The sequence below is a fragment of the Arthrobacter sp. TJ-266 genome (assembly GCF_058269115.1).
The window spans coordinates 12,878-29,778 of the sequence record NZ_JBZCNC010000010.1; the positions used below are offsets into that span (position 1 = coordinate 12,878).

The following is a 16,901-nucleotide window of genomic DNA, read 5'->3' on the forward strand; positions in this document are numbered from 1 at the left end:
CCCTTCAGTACGCGAGGGCACGGTCGAGTGCCTCGAGGATGCGATCGATGTCCGGCAGGTACTGCTCCTCGACACGCGCCACGGGGTAGGGCATGTGGAAGCCGCCCACGCGGATCACGGGTGCCTCGAGGGAGAGGAACGCGCGCTCGGTGATGCGCGCGGCGATCTCGCCGCCCATGCCGCCGAACGTCGGGGCCTCGTGCGCGACGACGAGGCGTCCGGTGCGCAGGACGGACTCGGTCACGGTGTCGAAGTCGATCGGGGAGATGGACCGCAGGTCGATGACCTCGATGCTCCTGCCGTCCTCCTCCGCCGCGGCGGCGGCCGCGAGCGCCACCGGCACCAGCGGGCCGTAGGCGACGACGGTCGCGTCGGTCCCGGTACGGAGCACGTGCGCCGAGAACGGATCACCGGAGGACGCGGCCGTGTCCACCTCGCCCTTCAGCCAGTACCTGCGCTTCGGTTCGAAGACGATGACCGGGTCCTCGCACGTCACGGCCTGCTGGATCATCCAGTAGGCGTCCTGCGGGTTCGACGGCGTGATGATGCGGAGCCCGGCCGTGTGGGCGAAGAGCGCCTCCGGTGATTCGGAGTGGTGCTCCACGCTGCCGATGCCGCCGCCGTAGGGGATCCGGATGACCACCGGCGCGCTGAGCATGCCGTCGCTGCGGGTGCGGAGCTTGGCGAGCTGCGTGGTGATCTGGTTGAACCCGGGGAACACGAATCCGTCGAACTGGATCTCGCAGACGGGCCGGTAGCCGCGCAGGGCGAGGCCGATCGCGGTGCCGATGATCCCCGACTCGGCGAGCGGCGAATCGACGACGCGCAGGGCCCCGAAGTCGCGCTTGAGGCCGTCGGTGACGCGGTAGACGCCGCCGAGCTCGCCGATGTCCTCACCGATGAGGAGCGTCTTCGGATCGTTCTCCAGTGCAGCGCGAAGCCCCTCGTTGATCGCCTTCGCGATGGTCATCGTGGCCATCAGTCCTGCTGTCCTTCCTCGGCGAAACCGGCCTCGTACCTCTGGAAGAAGCGCAGCTCCTCCTGCACGAGGGGGTGCGGCTCCGCGTACACGGCGGCAAACCGGCTCTCGAGATCGGGCGCCTTCATGGCGAGCACCGATTCCCGGAGCGAGGTCGCCATGACGCGCGCTTCCGCACCGAGCGCCTCGAAGAAAGCATCGTCGGCCAGCCCGGCGGCCCGCAGGTGGGCTTCGAGGCGCAGCAGCGGATCACGCGGCTGCCACTCCTGCTCGTCACGCGTGAGCCGGTACTTCGTGGGGTCGTCGGCGGTGGTGTGGGCGCTCATGCGGTAGGTGTAGGCCTCGATGAGCACCGGCCCCCTCCCCGAGCGTGCGTGTTCGAGGGCCCAGCGGGTGACCGCCTTGACCGCGACGACGTCGTTCCCGTCCACGCGGATACCGGGGAAGCCGTAGCCCTCGGCCCGCTTCGCGAGTGGCACCCGGGTCTGCACCGTCGCCGGCACGGAGATGGCCCACTGGTTGTTCTGGCAGAAGAACACCACGGGCGCGTCGAAGGAGGCGGCGAAGACCATGGCCTCGTGCACGTCACCCTCCGAGCTCGCCCCGTCGCCGAAGTAGGCGATGGACGCGCCGGGCGGCAGGGACGGATCGGCGAGCTGGTCGCGCTGCATACCCATGGCGTAGCCGACCGCGTGCAGGGACTGCGCCGCGAGCACCAGGGTGTAGAGGTGGAAGTTCTTCTCGCGGGGGTCCCAGCCGCCGTTGGTCACTCCCCTGAAGAGCCTCAGGATCTCGGCGAACTCCACGCCGCGCGTGAGAGCGACGCCGTGCTCGCGGTACGTGGGGAAGGCGTAGTCCTGCGGAGCCAGCGCCCGGCCGGACCCGATCTGGGCTGCCTCCTGACCCGTGAGCGGCACCCAGAGCGCCAGTTGTCCCTGCCGCTGCAGCGCCGTGGATTCCTGGTCGAACCGCCGGACGAGGAACATGTCGCGGTACAGCGACCTCAGATGGTCGGCGTCCCCCGGGGCGAGGTACGGCGTGAGGTCCACGCGCTCGCCCATGATGCTGGTCTCGAGCGTCGTCGCCAGGGAGCCGTCGGAAGTCAGGACCTGCAGCATGTCGCCGCCCGGCCCGTTCGGTCCGCCCGGCCTCTCCAGCCCACCAGCGGCGTGCTCGGCGTGATCGGCGTGCTGATCGGCGTCGGCTCGATGAGCCGCCAGCGTGAGTTCCTCGACCTCGAACTCCGCGGCAGGCAGACGGCTGCTGTTCATCCCTGCTCCTCACCCTCCCTTGATATGCCGAGGAGGGAATGTATGTCGTGAGTCATACACCGGAGTACATATGTTCCGGCGGCGTACTGATCAAGACTAGTCAGCGGGCGCGTTCGGGCCTATTTAAGACGGGCTGGTCACGCAGAGGGACCATGTGCGTAGCCTCTGCAGAGCTCGAGGAACCGCGCGTTCGCCTCCGGCTCGCCGATCGACACCCGTGCTCCCTCGGACCCGAAGGCCCGCACCGACAGTCCCTGTGCTGCTGCCCGCTCCGCGAAGTCCTGGGTGTGCTCGCCCAGCGCGAGCCACACGAAGTTCCCCTCAGCCTCCGGCACCGCCCAACCCAGCTCCCGCAGACCCAGGACGACGCGCACGCGCTCGTCCACGATGGACTGCACGCGCTGCTCCACCTCGTCGATGTAGCGCAGGGAGGTGACCGCGGCGTGCTCGGCGATCTGCGACACCGCGAAGGGTACGGCGCTGACGCGAAGATGCTGCGTGAGCGTTTCCTGCGAGACGGAGTACCCCACACGCAGGCCGGCGAGACCGTGAGCCTTCGAGAACGTCCGCAGCACCACCACATTGGGGTAGGAGCGGTACAGGTCGATCCCGTTCACGGCGTCCGGGCGCCGCACGAACTCCTGATAGGCCTCGTCGATGACCACGACGACGTCCGCGGGGACCTTCGCCAGGAACCCCACCACCTGGTCCCGCGTGAGTGCGGGGCCGGTGGGGTTGTTCGGCGTGCACAGCATGACGATGCGCGTCCGGTCCGTGATGGCCGCAGCCATGGCGTCCAGGTCATGGGTGCCGTCAGGGCGGACCGCCACCTGCACCCCCGCTGCTCCCGCGAGTCCGATGCTGATCGGGTACGCCTCGAAGGAGCGCCAGGCGTAGACGACCTCGTCGGGTGCGTCGAAGTCGTTCTGCCCGGCGAAGGTGGCGAGGATCTGGTTGAGGGCCCCGAGACTGCCGGCCCCGGTGACGATGTCCGTGGGCGGGACCCCGAGGTACCCGGCCAGCTCCGTGCGGAGCGCTGTGGTCAGGGGATCGGGATACCGGTTGATCGACGTCTCGGCGGCGATCGCCTCCAATACGGCGGGCAGCGGCGGGAGGGGGTTCTCGTTGGAGGACAGCTTGAAGCTCTGCAGGCCCTCGACCACGACGGGCGGCTTCCCGGCGGCGTAGCGCGGGAGCCTCCCGACGACTCCGCGGGGCCTGACCGTGCGGACGCCGTCGGACTGCGCAGCCTCGACGGCTGCGTCGACCGGCGCGTCGCCCGTCGCTGTGCCGGCCGCTTCGCCCGCCGGGGCGTCGTGGGATGAGGGTGCCGGGAGGTCGTCGATCGAAGTCATGGCCATAGCCTAGACCGCACGCCTTCGGCCCTGCGGGCGTGCGGGCGCGGGCGCCGCGCCCTGCAGCGGGCGCACCGCCGTGAACGAGTGCCGACGGGCGGTCCCGGATGCCCCGGCCGCCGCGAGCAGCGCCGCGGCAGGCGCGAGCGACGGTGCGTCACTCGCATCGACCAGCCGGGCGCCCTCCGCGTAGTTCTCCAGCTTGTGCGCCGGGCCCAGCCCCCAGGGTTCCGGCGTGCCGTCCCCTGCGACGCCGAGGGGTGGCACCTCGTGGTCGAAGGAGACCGTTGTCCGGTTCCGGCCGTCCCCGTTCGCCGAGGCGTCCAGGACCGGTACGCCGTCGTGCACGTGCTCGAGATGGAGGTACTCCCCGCGCACGGGTGCCTCCCACCCCGTGGGCGAGCCGACGGTGAGGACGAGGTGTACGTCGTAGAGGGAGCCCAGACGCTCCGGGCTCGCGAGGTTCACCGCGTGGAGACCGCCCTGACTGTAGCCGGCGATGATGACACCGTCCCCCTGCCTCGCTCCGGCTTCGACCAGCGCCGCCCGGACCGCCTCCTCGGTGTACCGGCTGTCCTCGGTGAGTGCCTCGGCGATCCCTCCGACGTCGAACGGGTTGCTGCCGGTGCGGCCGTCCACGGTTCCCGATTGCGTTCCCGGCAGGACGACCACGTGGACGGGCCGCGCCGCGGTGCCCGCCGTCAGGATCTCGAAGGACCCGGGCGGTCCGGCCTCGACCGCCGCAAGACGGTCCAGGACGCCCGACACCGACCCGTCGAAGGTCACCGCCCCGCTCCCCTCGCCCGGCTCCACCACGACGGGCCCGACGACCACCGCGCCGCCAACCGTCGCCACCCGTGCAGCCCGCCGAGCCGCCTCCGCGCCCGCCATGCGCACCGCCTCGGTCGCGGCCAGGGCAATGGCGTCCGCGGCGCGGTAGGCGCGGAGGTTCCAGATCAGCCGATCCTTGGTCCCCTCGAGCTCCTCCTCGTTGCCCCGCACCGAGGCCGACGCGGCGTCCACCTGACTCAGTGCCTCCTGGTGCAGGAACCAGCCTCCTCCCGACGTGTCGAGGTGCAGCACGCGCCAGGGGAGGTCGCGGACGTCCCTGGCGGTGATGCCGAGCGCCATGGCCACGTCCCCCGCCTCGGCTGCCAGTCCCTCGAGGATCCTCGACGCCTCCTCGAGTTCCTCCCACTGGAACCGGATGCCGCCCACGCCGCCACGCACGTTCAGCTCGCCGTCGTCGCCCGGAAGCGGCAGGAGCCGCTCCGTCACGGCGCAACACCCCGCTGCAGCAGCTCGGTTTCGGCCACGAGCCGTCCGTACTCCTCGAGCCGGGCGGCGGCCGTGTCGAGAAGATCGATCGAGCGCGTGATGTTCCGGCAGCGTTCCGACAGGTAGGACCTGAAGGCGTCGCCCGCGGGCGACTCCCACGTGAGCCGGGTGACCCCCGCAGCCTGCCGCTGGAGTTCCCGGAGCTGCTGCGCCTGCCGCCGGAGCGCCACGCCGAGCGCATCGATCCGCTCACCCGCCTCCGTCGTCGCCGCGAACGGCCCGCGTCCAGCTCCCATGAGTGCTCGTCCCGAGCCTTCCATGACATCCCCTCTTCCCTCCCCGATATGCCGACGCTACGAGCCGGACGCGGACGTGCCCGCCCGGCGACCCCGTATGTGGACAGGCGATCAGGCCCCGACGGACTGGCCGTGGAAGGATGGACGCATGGCTGACTCCGCGCGCTCCCGGGTCCATTTCGCTGCACTCCCCCGAGGGGAGGCGACGTCCCTGACCCTCGGACCCCTGGACGGCCGTTATCGGGAGGCCGTGGCCCCCCTGATCGACTTCCTCTCGGAGGCCGCGCTCAACCGTGACCGCGTGCACGTGGAGGTGGAGTGGCTCCTCCACCTCACGCAGAACGCCGTACTGCCCGGGACGCAGCCGCTCGCCGAGGACCAGGAGACGGGCCTGCGCGCCATGGTGACGTCCTTCGACGCGGCGTCGGTCGCTGAACTCGCCGACCTCGAAGCCGTCACCGTGCACGACGTCAAAGCGGTCGAGTACTTCATCGGGCGGCGCCTGGACGGTCTCGGCATCGCCCACCTCAAGCCGCTCGTGCACTTCGGCTGCACGTCGGAGGACATCAACAACCTCGCGTACGCCCTGGGGATCAAGGGGGCCATCACGGAGGTCTGGCTGCCCGCCGCCCGTGCGCTGGTGGCGTCGATCGGTGAGCTCGCCCGGACGTCCCGCGCCACACCCATGCTCTCCCGCACCCACGGCCAGCCGGCGACGCCGACGACGCTCGGCAAGGAGATGGCGGTCGTCGCGCACCGCCTGACCCGCCAGCTCGAGCGCATCGCGGCCACGGAGTTCCTCGGCAAGATCAACGGCGCCACGGGCACCTACGCCGCCCACTACGCGTCGGCACCGCAGGCCGACTGGCAGTCCGTCTCGCGGTCCTTCGTGGAAGGGCTCGGCCTCCGCTGGAACCCGCTCACCACGCAGATCGAGTCCCACGACTGGCAGGCCGAGCTCTACGCGGACGTCGCGCGGTTCAACCGCATCCTCCACAACTTCTGCACGGACGTGTGGAGCTACATCTCGATCGGCTACTTCGCGCAGATCCCCGTCGCGGGCGCCACGGGCTCCTCCACCATGCCGCACAAGGTGAACCCCATCCGCTTCGAGAACGCCGAGGCGAACCTCGAGATCTCCTCCGGCCTGCTCGACGTCCTCGGGTCCACCCTCGTCACCTCGCGCTGGCAACGGGACCTCACGGACTCGTCGAGCCAGCGGAACATCGGCGTGGCCCTCGGCCACTCTCTGCTCGCTATCTCGAACGTGGCGAAGGGGCTCGGGCGGCTCGACGTCGCCGAGGACGTCCTGGCCGCCGATCTCGACGGCAACTGGGAGGTGCTCGCCGAGGCCGTCCAGATGGTCATGCGCGCCGAGGCGATCGCCGGCGTCCCCGGGCTCGACGATCCCTACGAGCGCTTGAAGGACCTGACCCGCGGGCACCGGGTGGACGGCGAGCGGATGCGCGAGTTCGTCGGGAGCCTCGGGCTGAGCCCGGAGGCCGAGCAGCGCCTGCTCGCGCTCACTCCGGCGCGCTACACCGGCATTGCAGCGGACCTGGTGGACCATCTCGACTGAGCCCCCGCCCCGCCTCGTCCGTCATCCGCCCCACCGGAAAGAGCCCATGTCGGGAACGCCCGCTCCACCCCTGATCGCGCCGAACGCCACCCTCCTGCACGTCATGAGCTTCAACATCCGCTACGACCGCCCCTCGGCGCGGCCGGGTGACATCGACTACTGGGCGGACCGGATCGCGCCGCTGCAGGACATCCTCGAGCGCGAGGTGCCGGCCGTGCTCGGCGTACAGGAGGCGCTCCTGCACCAGCTGGACGTCGTCGCCGCAGCGCTGCCCCCCACGTACCGGATGGTCGGAGTGGGCCGGGAGGGCGGCAGTCGCGGTGAGTACTCGGCCATCTTCTACGACTCCCTGAGGCTCAGGCTCATCGAGTGGAGCCAGTTCTGGCTCTCGGACACGCCGAACCTGATCGGGTCGAGCAGCTGGGGCAACGGCGTGACGCGCATCGTCACGTGGGGGCGCTTCCACGACACCGCGACGGGCTGCGAGATGTTGCTCGTCAATACGCATTTCGACCACGAGTCGGACGAGGCGCGTGTCCGGAGCGCCGGAGCCGTGCTCGACCTGGTGCGATTCTTCCGCCCGGAGTTGCCGGCCGTGGTGATGGGGGACTTCAATTCCGACGCCGGGCCGTCATCCGCGTACCGGAGCTTCGTGGACTCCGGTGTGCTGCGTGACGCCTGGGTGGCCGCCGACGAGCGGCTCACGCCCGATTTCGGCACCTTCCCTCGCTACCGGACGGCGGAGGTGGGTGGACGACGGATCGACTGGATCCTCACGACCGACGACGTCCAGGTCCGCCAGGCGGCTGTCAACGTCTCCACGCTCGACGGGCGGTGGGCCAGTGACCACGCCCCCGTCCAGGCGCTCGTCGACCTGACGGCGCCCTCCCGACCCTAGGGCACGGGCCCTGTGGGCTCGGGCCAGACGAGGCCTCCGCCGCCGAGCGTCACGAGCTGCTGGTTCTTCGCGTCCCAGCGGCGTACCGTGCCGCCGCCGAGGCGGTCGACGGGCCGGTTCTTCAAGATGACGCAGGCGGCCGCGAGCTGCTCCGCGGTCAGGCCGTGCGCGATGGTGATGTGGGGCGTCCAGGAGCCCCGCACCGTCGTGGGGACGGGCTCGGCCACGCCGTCGAGGGCGAACCAGACCCGGCGGTGGAGGGCGGTGAGTGCGACGTCGGCGACCACGTGGCGCGCGAGCACGAACTTCCGGCGCGTGGGGAAGACCAGCAATCCGGCGGTGACCAGCGTGAGCGCGGGCCCTGCCGCGGCGGCAGCGAGGTCGGCGTCGTAGCGGGCATCGATGCGAGTGGCCGCCGCGAGCGTGATGTGGGGTGCGTTGCTGAAGGACTGGTGCCGCCCCTGGTTCGGAAGGTCCTCCGCCTCGAGCGCAGACCAGTCGTCGAGCAGGAGACGGTGGGACTCCGGATCCAGCAGGAGCTCGACGCTATCGGCCACGCGTCGTCGCTCCTGCCGGGTCCGTAGTGCCGGATCCGCTCACCTCAGGCCAGTGGCCGGCGGAAATCCCCGATGCCACCCGTGCCATCGACTTCCGTGGCACCGGTGCGGGGGTTGCGCTGGGGACGCTGGTAGGCGAGTTCGCCACCGTTGCGCCCGCCGAAGGGACGCCCGTGGTCCGCGTACTCCTCACGGAAGAACGCGAGCGCCCAGTCACCGAGCTTGATCCGCGCGCCCGTCCTCAGGACAGTCTCGCGGTTACCGCTGACGCTGCCCGTGATGGGGCCGTGCGGCACCAGCACGTACTCGTCGTCCTCGGTGTGGATCACCTCGGCGTGCACGTCCTCGAGCCCGGGAAGCAGGAGATCGGCACCGTCACCGCTGCCGATGACCACGCGGTCACCCACGAGCTCGAACTCCCGCGGCACCTGCCCGTTCCAGACCTGCGAGTTCTCCACGAAGATCAGGCGCGGGCGCCCGCTCCCGTGGGAGTAGTGCGTCGTGGTGATGCGGCGGTTGATGCGGCGATTGACCGTCGGCACGAGCGGGAACGGAGTACCCGGTGGGATCAGGGACGGCGAGTCGCCCTTCTCCAACGCCCGGCGACCGATCCCGACGAGCGGCGCGAGCGTCCCCGGCGACCCGAGGCGGATGTGCGGCGACCGTGTGAGGAGCCGCTGCGCCATGTTGGTCTGCACGGCGCCGATGGCCACCAGCAGGCCCTTCGGTCCGCTGACCGACACGGCGAGCCCGCGGGAGGCCAACTGCTTGGCCACGGTGCGCACCTGACCGATGCCGGGCAGGTTGTTGCCGCGGAACGCGGCGGGGTCATCCACGAAGACCTCGACCGTGGTGCCCGCAGCCTTCACGGTGCCGGTGAGGCCGGTCGCCGCCTTGCCGTCGACGGCCGGCTCCTCGAGTGAGAAGCCGATGTCGATGTCGAACCGTACTGATGACGTCATGTTCTCGCTACGACTCAGTTGGCGTGGGGGTCGGAGCCGCCGGAGGCGTTGTCACTCGTGGTGATACGCAGGGTCCCGTCGAACTTCCACGTGGCACGCGGGGCGTCGGGCCCGATGTCGCGGGGCACCTCGACGGTCATCTGCTCGAGCGTGTAGTTGATGGCTGCGCCGCGTCCGGTCAGGTAGGACCACATCTCCTCCGCGAGATCGGTCCAGTCGCGGATGGTGTGCGTCTCGCCTGTGCTTGAGGTGTTTTCAGTCATGTCGATTCCTTTGCCGGTGATCGATGACAGACGTCCTCTAACTCCGTCTGACCTGGATGATGCCACCCTAGCCGAGCCCCGTGCCTTCCGGAACCCGGCCTCCCGGGGCGTCCGTTCAGCGGCGTGGCGCGGGCGTCCGGGTCACCATTTCCCGTGCACGACGGCGCGGAAGTGGCGGTCGTAGATACCTACGACGTCGTCGTTCATCCCTGCACCGAGCGCCACGTGCGCGACCGCTCCGGCGTTCGCCCGCGCCTGCTCGGGGTTGCGGGCTCCGGGGATGACGGTGCTGACGCCGTCCTGCGCGATGATCCACGCGAGGGCGGCCTGCGCCGTCGTGACCCCCTCGGGCACGAGGTCCGCGAACTCGCGGGCGGCCTGCAGGCCGGTCTCGTAGTCGACGCCGGAGAAGGTCTCCCCGACGTCGAAGGCGGCCCCGTGGCGGTTGTAGTTGCGGTGGTCGTTCTCGGGGAAGGAGGTCTCGCTGGTGTACGTGCCCGAGAGCAGCCCCGAGGCGAGGGGGACGCGCGCGATGATGCCGACGCCGGCGGCCTTCGCGGCGGGCAGCACCTCGTCGAGGGGCTTGAGGCGGAAGGCGTTGAGGATGATCTGCACGCTGGCCGTGTTCCCGCGGGCGATGGCCGCGAGGGCCTCGTCGGTGCGCTCCACGCTGACGCCGTAGTTCCTGATCACGCCGTCGGCCACGAGGGTGTCCAGGGCGTCGTACACCTCGTCGGAGCTGTAGACCGCGGTGGGCGGGCAGTGCAGCTGCACGAGGTCGAGGGTGTCGACGCCGAGATTGGTCCGCGAGCGGTCGGTCCATTGCCGGAAGTTCGCGAGAGTGTAGTTCTCGGGCGTCTGGTCCACCCGCCGGCCCATCTTGGTACCCACCAGAACCTCGAGGTCCGGGTTGTCCTTCAGGAAGCCGCCGATGGTCGATTCGCTGCGCCCGTCGCCGTACACGTCCGCGGTGTCGAAGAAGGTCACGCCCGCCTCCACGGCGGCGTCCAGGACGGCGACGGCGTCCTTGTCCTCCACCTCACCCCAGTCGGCCCCGAGCTGCCAGGTGCCGAGCCCGACGACGGAGACGGGACGGCGGGTTCTTCCAAGGGTTCTCTGTTCCATGCTTTCGACTATAGGCCGGGGAGCGTGGCCTCCGCCGGTTCCTTCCCGGCAGCCATCGCCCGCTCCTCGCGGGAGCCGGCCTCCGGCGTCGTGCCGTCCTCGAGGGGTGCCCGGGCCCCGGAGGGCGACCGGACACCGGAGCGCGCGTCCGCCTGCTGCCGCCCCACGGCCGTGGAGCCCTTCCCGGGGATCCAGCGCGCCGCCTCGTGCTGCAGCTCCGTGCGGCGCTCGCCGTCCATGCGGTCGAGCAGCCTCACCACCATGTTCGACCTCGGGTTCCGCGCGAAGATGTCGCGGTGGTCGCCGATGAACTCCCAGTACAGGGCGTCCCAGCTGAAGGACCACGGGCCGTCCTTGAAGTCGCTCATCTTGCGCACGTAGTTGCTGCCGCTCACGTAGGGCTTGGTGGTGATCATGGACCCGGCGGCGTACTGGCTCATGGCGTAGACGTTGGGGACCATCACCCAGTCGTAGGCGTCGATGAACATCTCCATGAACCACTCGTAGACGGCGTCGGGCTTGGCGCGCATGAGGAGCGCGGCGTTCCCGAGGATCATGAGCCGCTCGATGTGGTGGGCGTAGGCCGTGTCGAGGATCCGGGCGATCACCGTGTCCACGGGCTTCAGCCCCGTCTTCCCCGTCCACCAACGCTCGTCGAGATCGGCCGTGAGCTTCAGGGTGTTGCCGATGCGCATCTCACGGCCCCGGAGCACGTAGGACGCCCGGATGTACTCACGCCAGCCGATGACCTGCCGGATGAAGCCCTCCACGCTCGCGATGGCCGTCCCGTGGCGCTCCGCGAAATCGAGCGCAAGATCCACCACCTCCCCCGGGCTCAGCAGTCCCGTGTTCATGCTCGAGCTCAGTGCCGAGTGGAACAGGTACGTCTGACCCTCGGCGATGGCGTCCTCGTAGGGACCGAAGAGCTCGAAGCGCTCGGTGAGGAAGGCCTCGAGGGCGTCGTACGCCTGGCGGTGCGTGACGGGCCAGTTGAAGGATTCCGCATGGCCGGGGTTGTCAGGGAACGCCTCCTGCACCCAGGCGATGGCGTCCTCCACCTCCTGCGGCCGCTCGAACGTCGGCAGGTCCGGGAGCTCGATCTTCTTCGGCAGCTTCTTGCGGTTGTCGGCGTCGAAGCTCCACCGCCCGCCCGTGGGCGAGCCGTCGGGTTCCACCATGATGCCGAGGCGCTTGCGCTGCCACTCGTAGAAGGTCTGCATGCGCCAGGTGTGGGAGGAGAAGTAGGTGCCGAAGACGTCACGGGACGTGAGGAACTGGGGGGTCTCCAGCACGCGTGCCTCGACGCCGGCGGCGGCCAGCGTGCGCGTCAGGCGGCGGTCCAGCCAGTCGTCCACGACGTCGTAGTAGGTCACGGTGGTGGCTCCGCGGTCGGTGAGGACGGCGGCGAGCCGGTCCTGGCTCGGAGCGTCGGCCGACGTCTCGATGTAGTCCAGCTCGTAGCCCGCGGCACGCACTCGCTCGGCGAAGATCATCATCCCCGCGCGGTGCAGCACCAGTTTCTGCTGGTGGAAGCGGAGGCTCCGGAACAGGAGATCGTCCTCGAGGAACACGAAGCGGGTCTCGGGGGACGCCTCGAGGTGCTCCTCGAACAACTGGTGCGGCAGGACGAGTTGGACGTGCACGCTGCGGGCCTTCCGGTGGTGGACGAGCGACATCCGCAACCCTAGCGCCCGCCGCCGACAGCACTCCTTGACTGTCAGCATGCTGAGTGATTGCGTGAGGAGTACCGACAGGCACCGAAGGGACCCCCATGCGATCGCTCTGGCTCGACACCGCTCCTTCCATCCCGACGGACACGCTGCAGCCGGGCTCCTACGACTCGGTAGTGGTGGGGGCCGGGCTGACGGGACTCACCACGGCCCTCCTGCTGGCCCGGGCCGGGCACCGCGTTGCCGTGCTCGAGGCCCGCACCACGGGCGCCGTGACCACGGGCAACACCACCGCGAAGGTCTCCCTCCTCCAGGGCACCAGCATCTCCACCGTGCGGAAGCACCACGACGACGAGCTCGCGCGCGCCTATGTCACCGGTAACCGTGAGGGTCAGAGCTGGCTGCTGCGGTTCTGCGACGAGCAGGGCATTGCCTACCAGCGCCGCGACGCGGTGGACTACGCCACCACGGACACCGGCGCCCGCGCGCTGGTCGCCGAGCACGAGGCCTGCACGGCGGCCGGGCTCGAGACCGAGCTCGGCGCGGCGGCATCGCTCCCCTTCCCCGTGCGGAAGACTCTGCGCCTGAGGGACCAGGCACATTTCCATCCCCTCGAGGTGCTCGCGGGGATGGCCGCCGAGCTCCACCGGCACGGCGGCTCGCTGGTCGAAGGCGTGCGCGTGAAGGGGGTGTCGAGGACCGGGGACGACGGCGTCGAACTCGCCACGAGCGCAGGGACCGTGACGGCGAAGAACGTGGTGCTCGCCACGGGCATCCCGATCCTCGATCGCGGCGGCTACTTCGCCGTGCTCCAGCCCATGCGCTCGTACTGCGTGGCCCTCACGGTGGTCGACGACGTCCCCGAGGAGATGTACCTCAGCGCCGACTCGCCCACGCGCTCGCTCCGCACCGCGACAGTCAATGGCACGAAGTACCTGATCGTGGGCGGCAACGGCCACAAGACGGGACGCAGCTCCACCACCCAGGCGCGCGTGGACGACCTCACGCGCTGGGCGCAGGAGTATTTCCCCACCGCGAAGCCCGCCTACGCCTGGTCCGCGCAGGACTACACGCCGTCGAGCGGCGTGCCGTACGTGGGCAAGGTCCCGGCGGGCGGCGGACACATCTATGCCGCCACCGGGTACAACAAGTGGGGCATGACCAACGCCGTCGCCGCCTCCCTCGCGCTGTCCGCGGAGATCCTCGGGGGCAACATGCCGTGGGCACGGACGCTGTACCGCACGAAGGTCAGCGCGACCGACGCCCTCGAGACCGTACAGAAGAACGCCGTCGTGGGCCTGGAACTGGTGTCCGGCTGGCTCGGGGGCCTCGCGAAGGCCGGCACCTCCGCTCCTGCGGAGGGCGAGGGACGGGTGGTCCGCGAGGGCGCCCGGCCCATCGGGATCTGCACGGTCGACGGCGTGCAGCACCGCGTCTCCGCCTTGTGCCCGCACCTGAAGGGGATCCTGAGCTGGAACGACGCCGAGCGGTCCTGGGACTGCCCGCTGCACGGGTCGCGTTTCACGGCGGACGGCACGCTGCTCGAGGGTCCGTCGACGTCGGACCTCTCGGACACGCGCCGCTGATCCGGGCGGGACCGGGCGATCAGGCCCGGCGGGTTCGGCCGGTCAGCCCTACGAGGAGTCGGCCGAGCGGTGGCACCCGGCGGCTGACGAGGATGACGAGCGCTCCGAACGCCGCGAAAGTCAGGGCGATCCCCACCACGTAGAGGAGCACCGAGCCGTACCCCGAGGCCGGGTCCAGGAACGGGTACGGCACCCACCCGTCCGTGGCCCCGCGAACCAGGACGACGACGGCCCACAGGAGCGGGTACACGAGGATCAGGCGGATGACGCGGTAGGACAGCGGCCGGCGGTCCCTGGTGCACACCCAGTCCAGGACCGCGTAGACCGGGAACGCCACGTGCAGCACCCAGTTGGCCCACGCGAGCTCCACACCGCCTGCCAGCCCGGCGAGCAACAGGTTGTAGACCACGCCCACGACGACCATGTAGGTGGTGACCGCGGCACGGGCCGGTGCGAACCAGTGCGGATCACGGACTCCGCGCAGCTGGAGGACGGCCGTCAGCAGCAGGACCGCCGCCCCATGATGTTGCTCTGCATCGTGAAGAAACCGAAGAAGTTGAAGGGGTTGATGGTGGCCCTGGATGCGGTGTCGAGATACGTGGAGACGACCGCGAGGGCCACCAGCGCCGCGACGCCGATCCGGACGATCGCGCGGACGGGGACCGTTCCGGCCGCGGGAGCGGCCGTCCTCTCCGCGCCGGCGCTCATGGCCGAGCGTCCCTCGTCGACATCTCACGAAGGATGTCGCGCATCTCGGTGAGCAGCACGATGTCCACGGGGGTCGGGGTCTCGGCGGGCTCCTCGGGAGCCGCGAGGGTGCGTAGCCGCGCGTTGGCGCGGTTCATCGGGACCACGAACACGAAGTAGACCACGGCTGCGGTGATGAGGAACGTCACCACGGCCGTGAGCACGGCGCCGATGTCGACGAACGTGGCGTCATTGCCGCGGCGGATCGGGAAGCCGAACCCCTCGGCGTCGATGCCCCCGGCCGAGGCGATCACCGGGTTGATGATGTTGGCCGTGAACGCGCTGACCAGCGCGGTGAAGGCACTGCCGATCACGACGGCGATGGCCAGTTCGATCACGTTGCCCCGCAGGATGAAGTCCCTGAAACCCTTGATCATGTGATGCGTCCCCTTGTGGCGAGATGCCTGCGAGAAGTACCTGTGAGGCATGAGTGCTGTCCGTGCAGGATCAACTGTAGTGAGCTTCCCCCTCCTCGGGCAGGCACGCGGACCGAAGGACCGGGGAAGGTTCATTGTGCGGATGGGGCGAGCACAACGAGTGTGAGAACACGAGCGGAGTGCTCAGTCTTGGCGTCCCGTTCACTGCGTGTGCTTCCGTTCTCCTCCCTGTCCATTCTCGACCGTGCCCAATTACACCTTGGTCAGTCCGCCGCGGGTGCGCTGCGGAGCGTCGTACAACGAGCACAGCGGGCCGAGACGTCGGGTTACCAGCGGTTCTGGTGGCGGAACACCACGGGGTACCGGGGATTGCTGGTTCTGTTCCCGCCGTCCTCGCTGCGGCCGTCATCGCGGCAACCTCGACGATCCGCGTGGGTACGGGGGGCATCATGCTGCCCAATCATCAGCCGCTGGTGGTCGCCGAACAGGCTGCCACCCTGGCACTGCTCTTTGATGGTCGGTTCGATCTGGGTGTGGGCCGCTCACTCGGGTTCACACCGGCAGTGCCGTCTGCATTTCGAGCAGAGACGAAGGAGGCCGGCCGCTTCGGGAACGACGTCGAGGAACTTCTCGAGTTCCTCGACGGGTCGCCGTCGATCACCGCGCAACCGCCGGTGGCTGGGCGTCTACCTGTGTTCGTCCTCGCCACGGGGCACAGCATGGAGATCGCGGCCCGTGCCGGGCTCGCCGTCGTGGTGGTCCCACCCGTACGTGTCGGCGACCCTCACCATTGCCGTCAGTGACACGACGTCCGCAACCCGCGACTTACTGTTGCCGGAGGCCCACGCACTGGCCACTTCGCGTACCAAGGGCTACTTCCCACCGCTTGATCCCGCCCTGGATGACAGTTCGACTACCCGCGAACGAACGCTCGTCGAAAAATGCCCTACCAGCGCCGTCCACGGGACGCCGCAGGACGTGGTGCAGCAGCTTGTCGCGCTGCAAACACGGACCGGAGCCGACGAACTACTGGTCAGTGGCGGAATGGCTGATCCGGGAGGTCAAACAAGGTCCGACGAACTGCTCGCCGAGCTCACCGCGGCCTGACAGGCCTCTGGTGAAGGGCTCAGCAGGTAGGCTGGCGGGGGCTAGTCCACATCACTTGGGTTTGGTGCCTCGACCAGTTCCGGAGGCGAACTCTCCACGCGTTCCGGCGAAGGAATCTCAGCCAATCCGGGTGTACACGTATGAAAGCTTGCCGGGTGCGGAGTAACGGGCACTGCCAGTTGCCGACGACCTCACGGCCGCCTTTGCTCAGATCAGCTCGAACGGCAGCGAATAGGGCGCGCGTCAACATTAGTCGACATAAGATGGATTATCGACGATTCGTCGAAGGTAAGACCAGGCGCCGGGTGACACCCGTTGGCCTTCTCTGAGGGCCGCCCATGAAGAAGGGCGGGTGATCTCAGATCACCCGCCCTTCTCACTTATCTACCGTTCGAGAGATCCGTTCTGGTCTCTGATCTGGTTACCCGAGCAAGCTGCCTGACACAGCTCCGACAGCGCAAGTAGCCGCAACATCACCCAAGCTCGTATCTTCGCCGTCGATGTAGTTACTTGAGCCTTCTCCGACAGTTCCACCGAGGCATCCACCGATGGCAGCACCGGATACCACAAGCCCTGCTCCACCGCCGAGAACGCCAGCACTCGCGACAAGGAGCCAAGTTACGGCGAAACCTGCGACGTCTCCGAAGAATTCACCTGGCGAGTAGAGCCCAGGAGGACCTTCGCCCTCGTGCGCAACAGTCGCGGGTCCTCCCTACCTTGCAACCGACCAGACTCCCACCTCGTCACTCGGCAGGGCCACCCGAACCGATCCACCACGAGCGATACGGCGCACCCACGGGCTCATCGCGGCCTCCCAGTGAGATCCTCGTGTCCCCACTCCCACATCGCGA

Annotated in this window: 18 protein-coding genes; 5 read left to right on the forward strand and 13 right to left on the reverse strand. The window is 69.3% G+C overall.

The window, feature by feature from the left end; all coding sequences use genetic code 11:
• Positions 1 to 4: 4 nt before the first annotated feature.
• From AC4D12_RS16860 to AC4D12_RS16880, 5 genes are all read right to left on the reverse strand, one after another.
• The gene (locus tag AC4D12_RS16860) at positions 5 to 979 is read right to left on the reverse strand and encodes an alpha-ketoacid dehydrogenase subunit beta (protein WP_490951118.1); all 975 of its coding nucleotides are present in this window, start codon (positions 977 to 979) and stop codon (positions 5 to 7) included.
• Positions 979 to 2,250 (reverse strand): pyruvate dehydrogenase (acetyl-transferring) E1 component subunit alpha, encoded by a 1,272-nt coding sequence (pdhA, locus tag AC4D12_RS16865; RefSeq protein WP_490951119.1) that lies wholly within the window; start codon positions 2,248 to 2,250, stop codon positions 979 to 981. The genes AC4D12_RS16860 and pdhA overlap by 1 nt, the downstream gene beginning before the upstream one ends.
• Before the next feature lie 137 nt (positions 2,251 to 2,387).
• Positions 2,388 to 3,605 carry a histidinol-phosphate transaminase gene (locus tag AC4D12_RS16870; RefSeq protein WP_490951120.1) on the reverse strand — a complete coding sequence of 406 codons (1,218 nt, stop codon included), beginning with the start codon at positions 3,603 to 3,605 and terminating at the stop codon, positions 2,388 to 2,390.
• Positions 3,606 to 3,614: 9 nt separating this feature from the next.
• Positions 3,615 to 4,883, reverse strand: coding sequence for a hypothetical protein (locus AC4D12_RS16875; protein ID WP_490951121.1), 1,269 nt, complete (start codon positions 4,881 to 4,883; stop codon positions 3,615 to 3,617).
• Positions 4,880 to 5,179, reverse strand: a complete 300-nt coding sequence (locus tag AC4D12_RS16880) for a hypothetical protein (protein WP_490951122.1) — start codon at positions 5,177 to 5,179, stop codon at positions 4,880 to 4,882. Before AC4D12_RS16880 ends, AC4D12_RS16875 begins: the two co-directional genes overlap by 4 nt.
• Positions 5,180 to 5,327: 148 nt before the next feature.
• On the opposite strand from AC4D12_RS16880, the gene purB reads away from it, so the two are divergent.
• A complete protein-coding gene (gene purB / locus AC4D12_RS16885; protein WP_490951123.1) occupies positions 5,328 to 6,758 on the forward strand; it encodes an adenylosuccinate lyase in 1,431 nt (476 codons plus the stop codon).
• A gap of 46 nt (positions 6,759 to 6,804) precedes the next feature.
• The gene (locus AC4D12_RS16890) at positions 6,805 to 7,656 is read left to right on the forward strand and encodes an endonuclease/exonuclease/phosphatase family protein (RefSeq protein WP_490951124.1); all 852 of its coding nucleotides are present in this window, start codon (positions 6,805 to 6,807) and stop codon (positions 7,654 to 7,656) included.
• Here the strand turns inward: AC4D12_RS16890 and AC4D12_RS16895 are convergent.
• From AC4D12_RS16895 to AC4D12_RS16915, 5 genes are all read right to left on the reverse strand, one after another.
• Positions 7,653 to 8,213: a 2'-5' RNA ligase family protein gene (locus AC4D12_RS16895; RefSeq protein WP_490951125.1), complete on the reverse strand. Its 561-nt coding sequence runs from the start codon at positions 8,211 to 8,213 to the stop codon at positions 7,653 to 7,655. The two genes, AC4D12_RS16890 and AC4D12_RS16895, sit on opposite strands and share 4 nt — an antisense overlap.
• 44 nt (positions 8,214 to 8,257) lie before the next feature.
• Positions 8,258 to 9,175 (reverse strand): FHA domain-containing protein, encoded by a 918-nt coding sequence (locus AC4D12_RS16900; protein ID WP_490951126.1) that lies wholly within the window; start codon positions 9,173 to 9,175, stop codon positions 8,258 to 8,260.
• 14 nt (positions 9,176 to 9,189) lie between these two features.
• Complete coding sequence (locus tag AC4D12_RS16905) at positions 9,190 to 9,438, reverse strand: hypothetical protein (RefSeq protein ID WP_490951127.1); 249 nt, start codon at positions 9,436 to 9,438, stop codon at positions 9,190 to 9,192.
• Between the two features lie 141 nt (positions 9,439 to 9,579).
• Positions 9,580 to 10,563 (reverse strand): aldo/keto reductase, encoded by a 984-nt coding sequence (locus tag AC4D12_RS16910; protein WP_490951128.1) that lies wholly within the window; start codon positions 10,561 to 10,563, stop codon positions 9,580 to 9,582.
• An 8-nt stretch (positions 10,564 to 10,571) separates the two neighbouring features.
• Entirely contained in the window at positions 10,572 to 12,239 is a 1,668-nt protein-coding gene (locus AC4D12_RS16915; protein WP_490951129.1) for a cryptochrome/photolyase family protein, read from the reverse strand.
• Positions 12,240 to 12,334: 95 nt separating this feature from the next.
• On the opposite strand from AC4D12_RS16915, the gene AC4D12_RS16920 reads away from it, so the two are divergent.
• Positions 12,335 to 13,819 carry an FAD-dependent oxidoreductase gene (locus AC4D12_RS16920; protein ID WP_490951130.1) on the forward strand — a complete coding sequence of 495 codons (1,485 nt, stop codon included), beginning with the start codon at positions 12,335 to 12,337 and terminating at the stop codon, positions 13,817 to 13,819.
• 19 nt (positions 13,820 to 13,838) lie between these two features.
• Here AC4D12_RS16920 and AC4D12_RS16925 read toward each other — a convergent pair whose 3' ends face one another.
• From AC4D12_RS16925 to mscL, 3 genes are read right to left on the reverse strand one after another with little or no spacing between them, the layout of a single operon-like run.
• Positions 13,839 to 14,402, reverse strand: coding sequence for a Pr6Pr family membrane protein (locus tag AC4D12_RS16925; RefSeq protein WP_490951134.1), 564 nt, complete (start codon positions 14,400 to 14,402; stop codon positions 13,839 to 13,841).
• On the reverse strand, positions 14,318 to 14,527 hold the full coding sequence (locus tag AC4D12_RS16930; RefSeq protein ID WP_490951135.1) for a hypothetical protein: 210 nt from the start codon (positions 14,525 to 14,527) through the stop codon (positions 14,318 to 14,320). The genes AC4D12_RS16925 and AC4D12_RS16930 overlap by 85 nt, the downstream gene beginning before the upstream one ends.
• Positions 14,524 to 14,943 (reverse strand): large conductance mechanosensitive channel protein MscL, encoded by a 420-nt coding sequence (gene mscL, locus AC4D12_RS16935; protein ID WP_490951131.1) that lies wholly within the window; start codon positions 14,941 to 14,943, stop codon positions 14,524 to 14,526. Before mscL ends, AC4D12_RS16930 begins: the two co-directional genes overlap by 4 nt.
• A 341-nt stretch (positions 14,944 to 15,284) precedes the next feature.
• Between mscL and AC4D12_RS16940 the strand changes: the two genes are divergently transcribed.
• Positions 15,285 to 15,746, forward strand: a complete 462-nt coding sequence (locus tag AC4D12_RS16940; protein WP_490951132.1) for an LLM class flavin-dependent oxidoreductase — start codon at positions 15,285 to 15,287, stop codon at positions 15,744 to 15,746.
• Positions 15,715 to 16,050 (forward strand): hypothetical protein, encoded by a 336-nt coding sequence (locus tag AC4D12_RS16945; protein WP_490951133.1) that lies wholly within the window; start codon positions 15,715 to 15,717, stop codon positions 16,048 to 16,050. Before AC4D12_RS16940 ends, AC4D12_RS16945 begins: the two co-directional genes overlap by 32 nt.
• Positions 16,051 to 16,901: the final 851 nt, after the last annotated feature.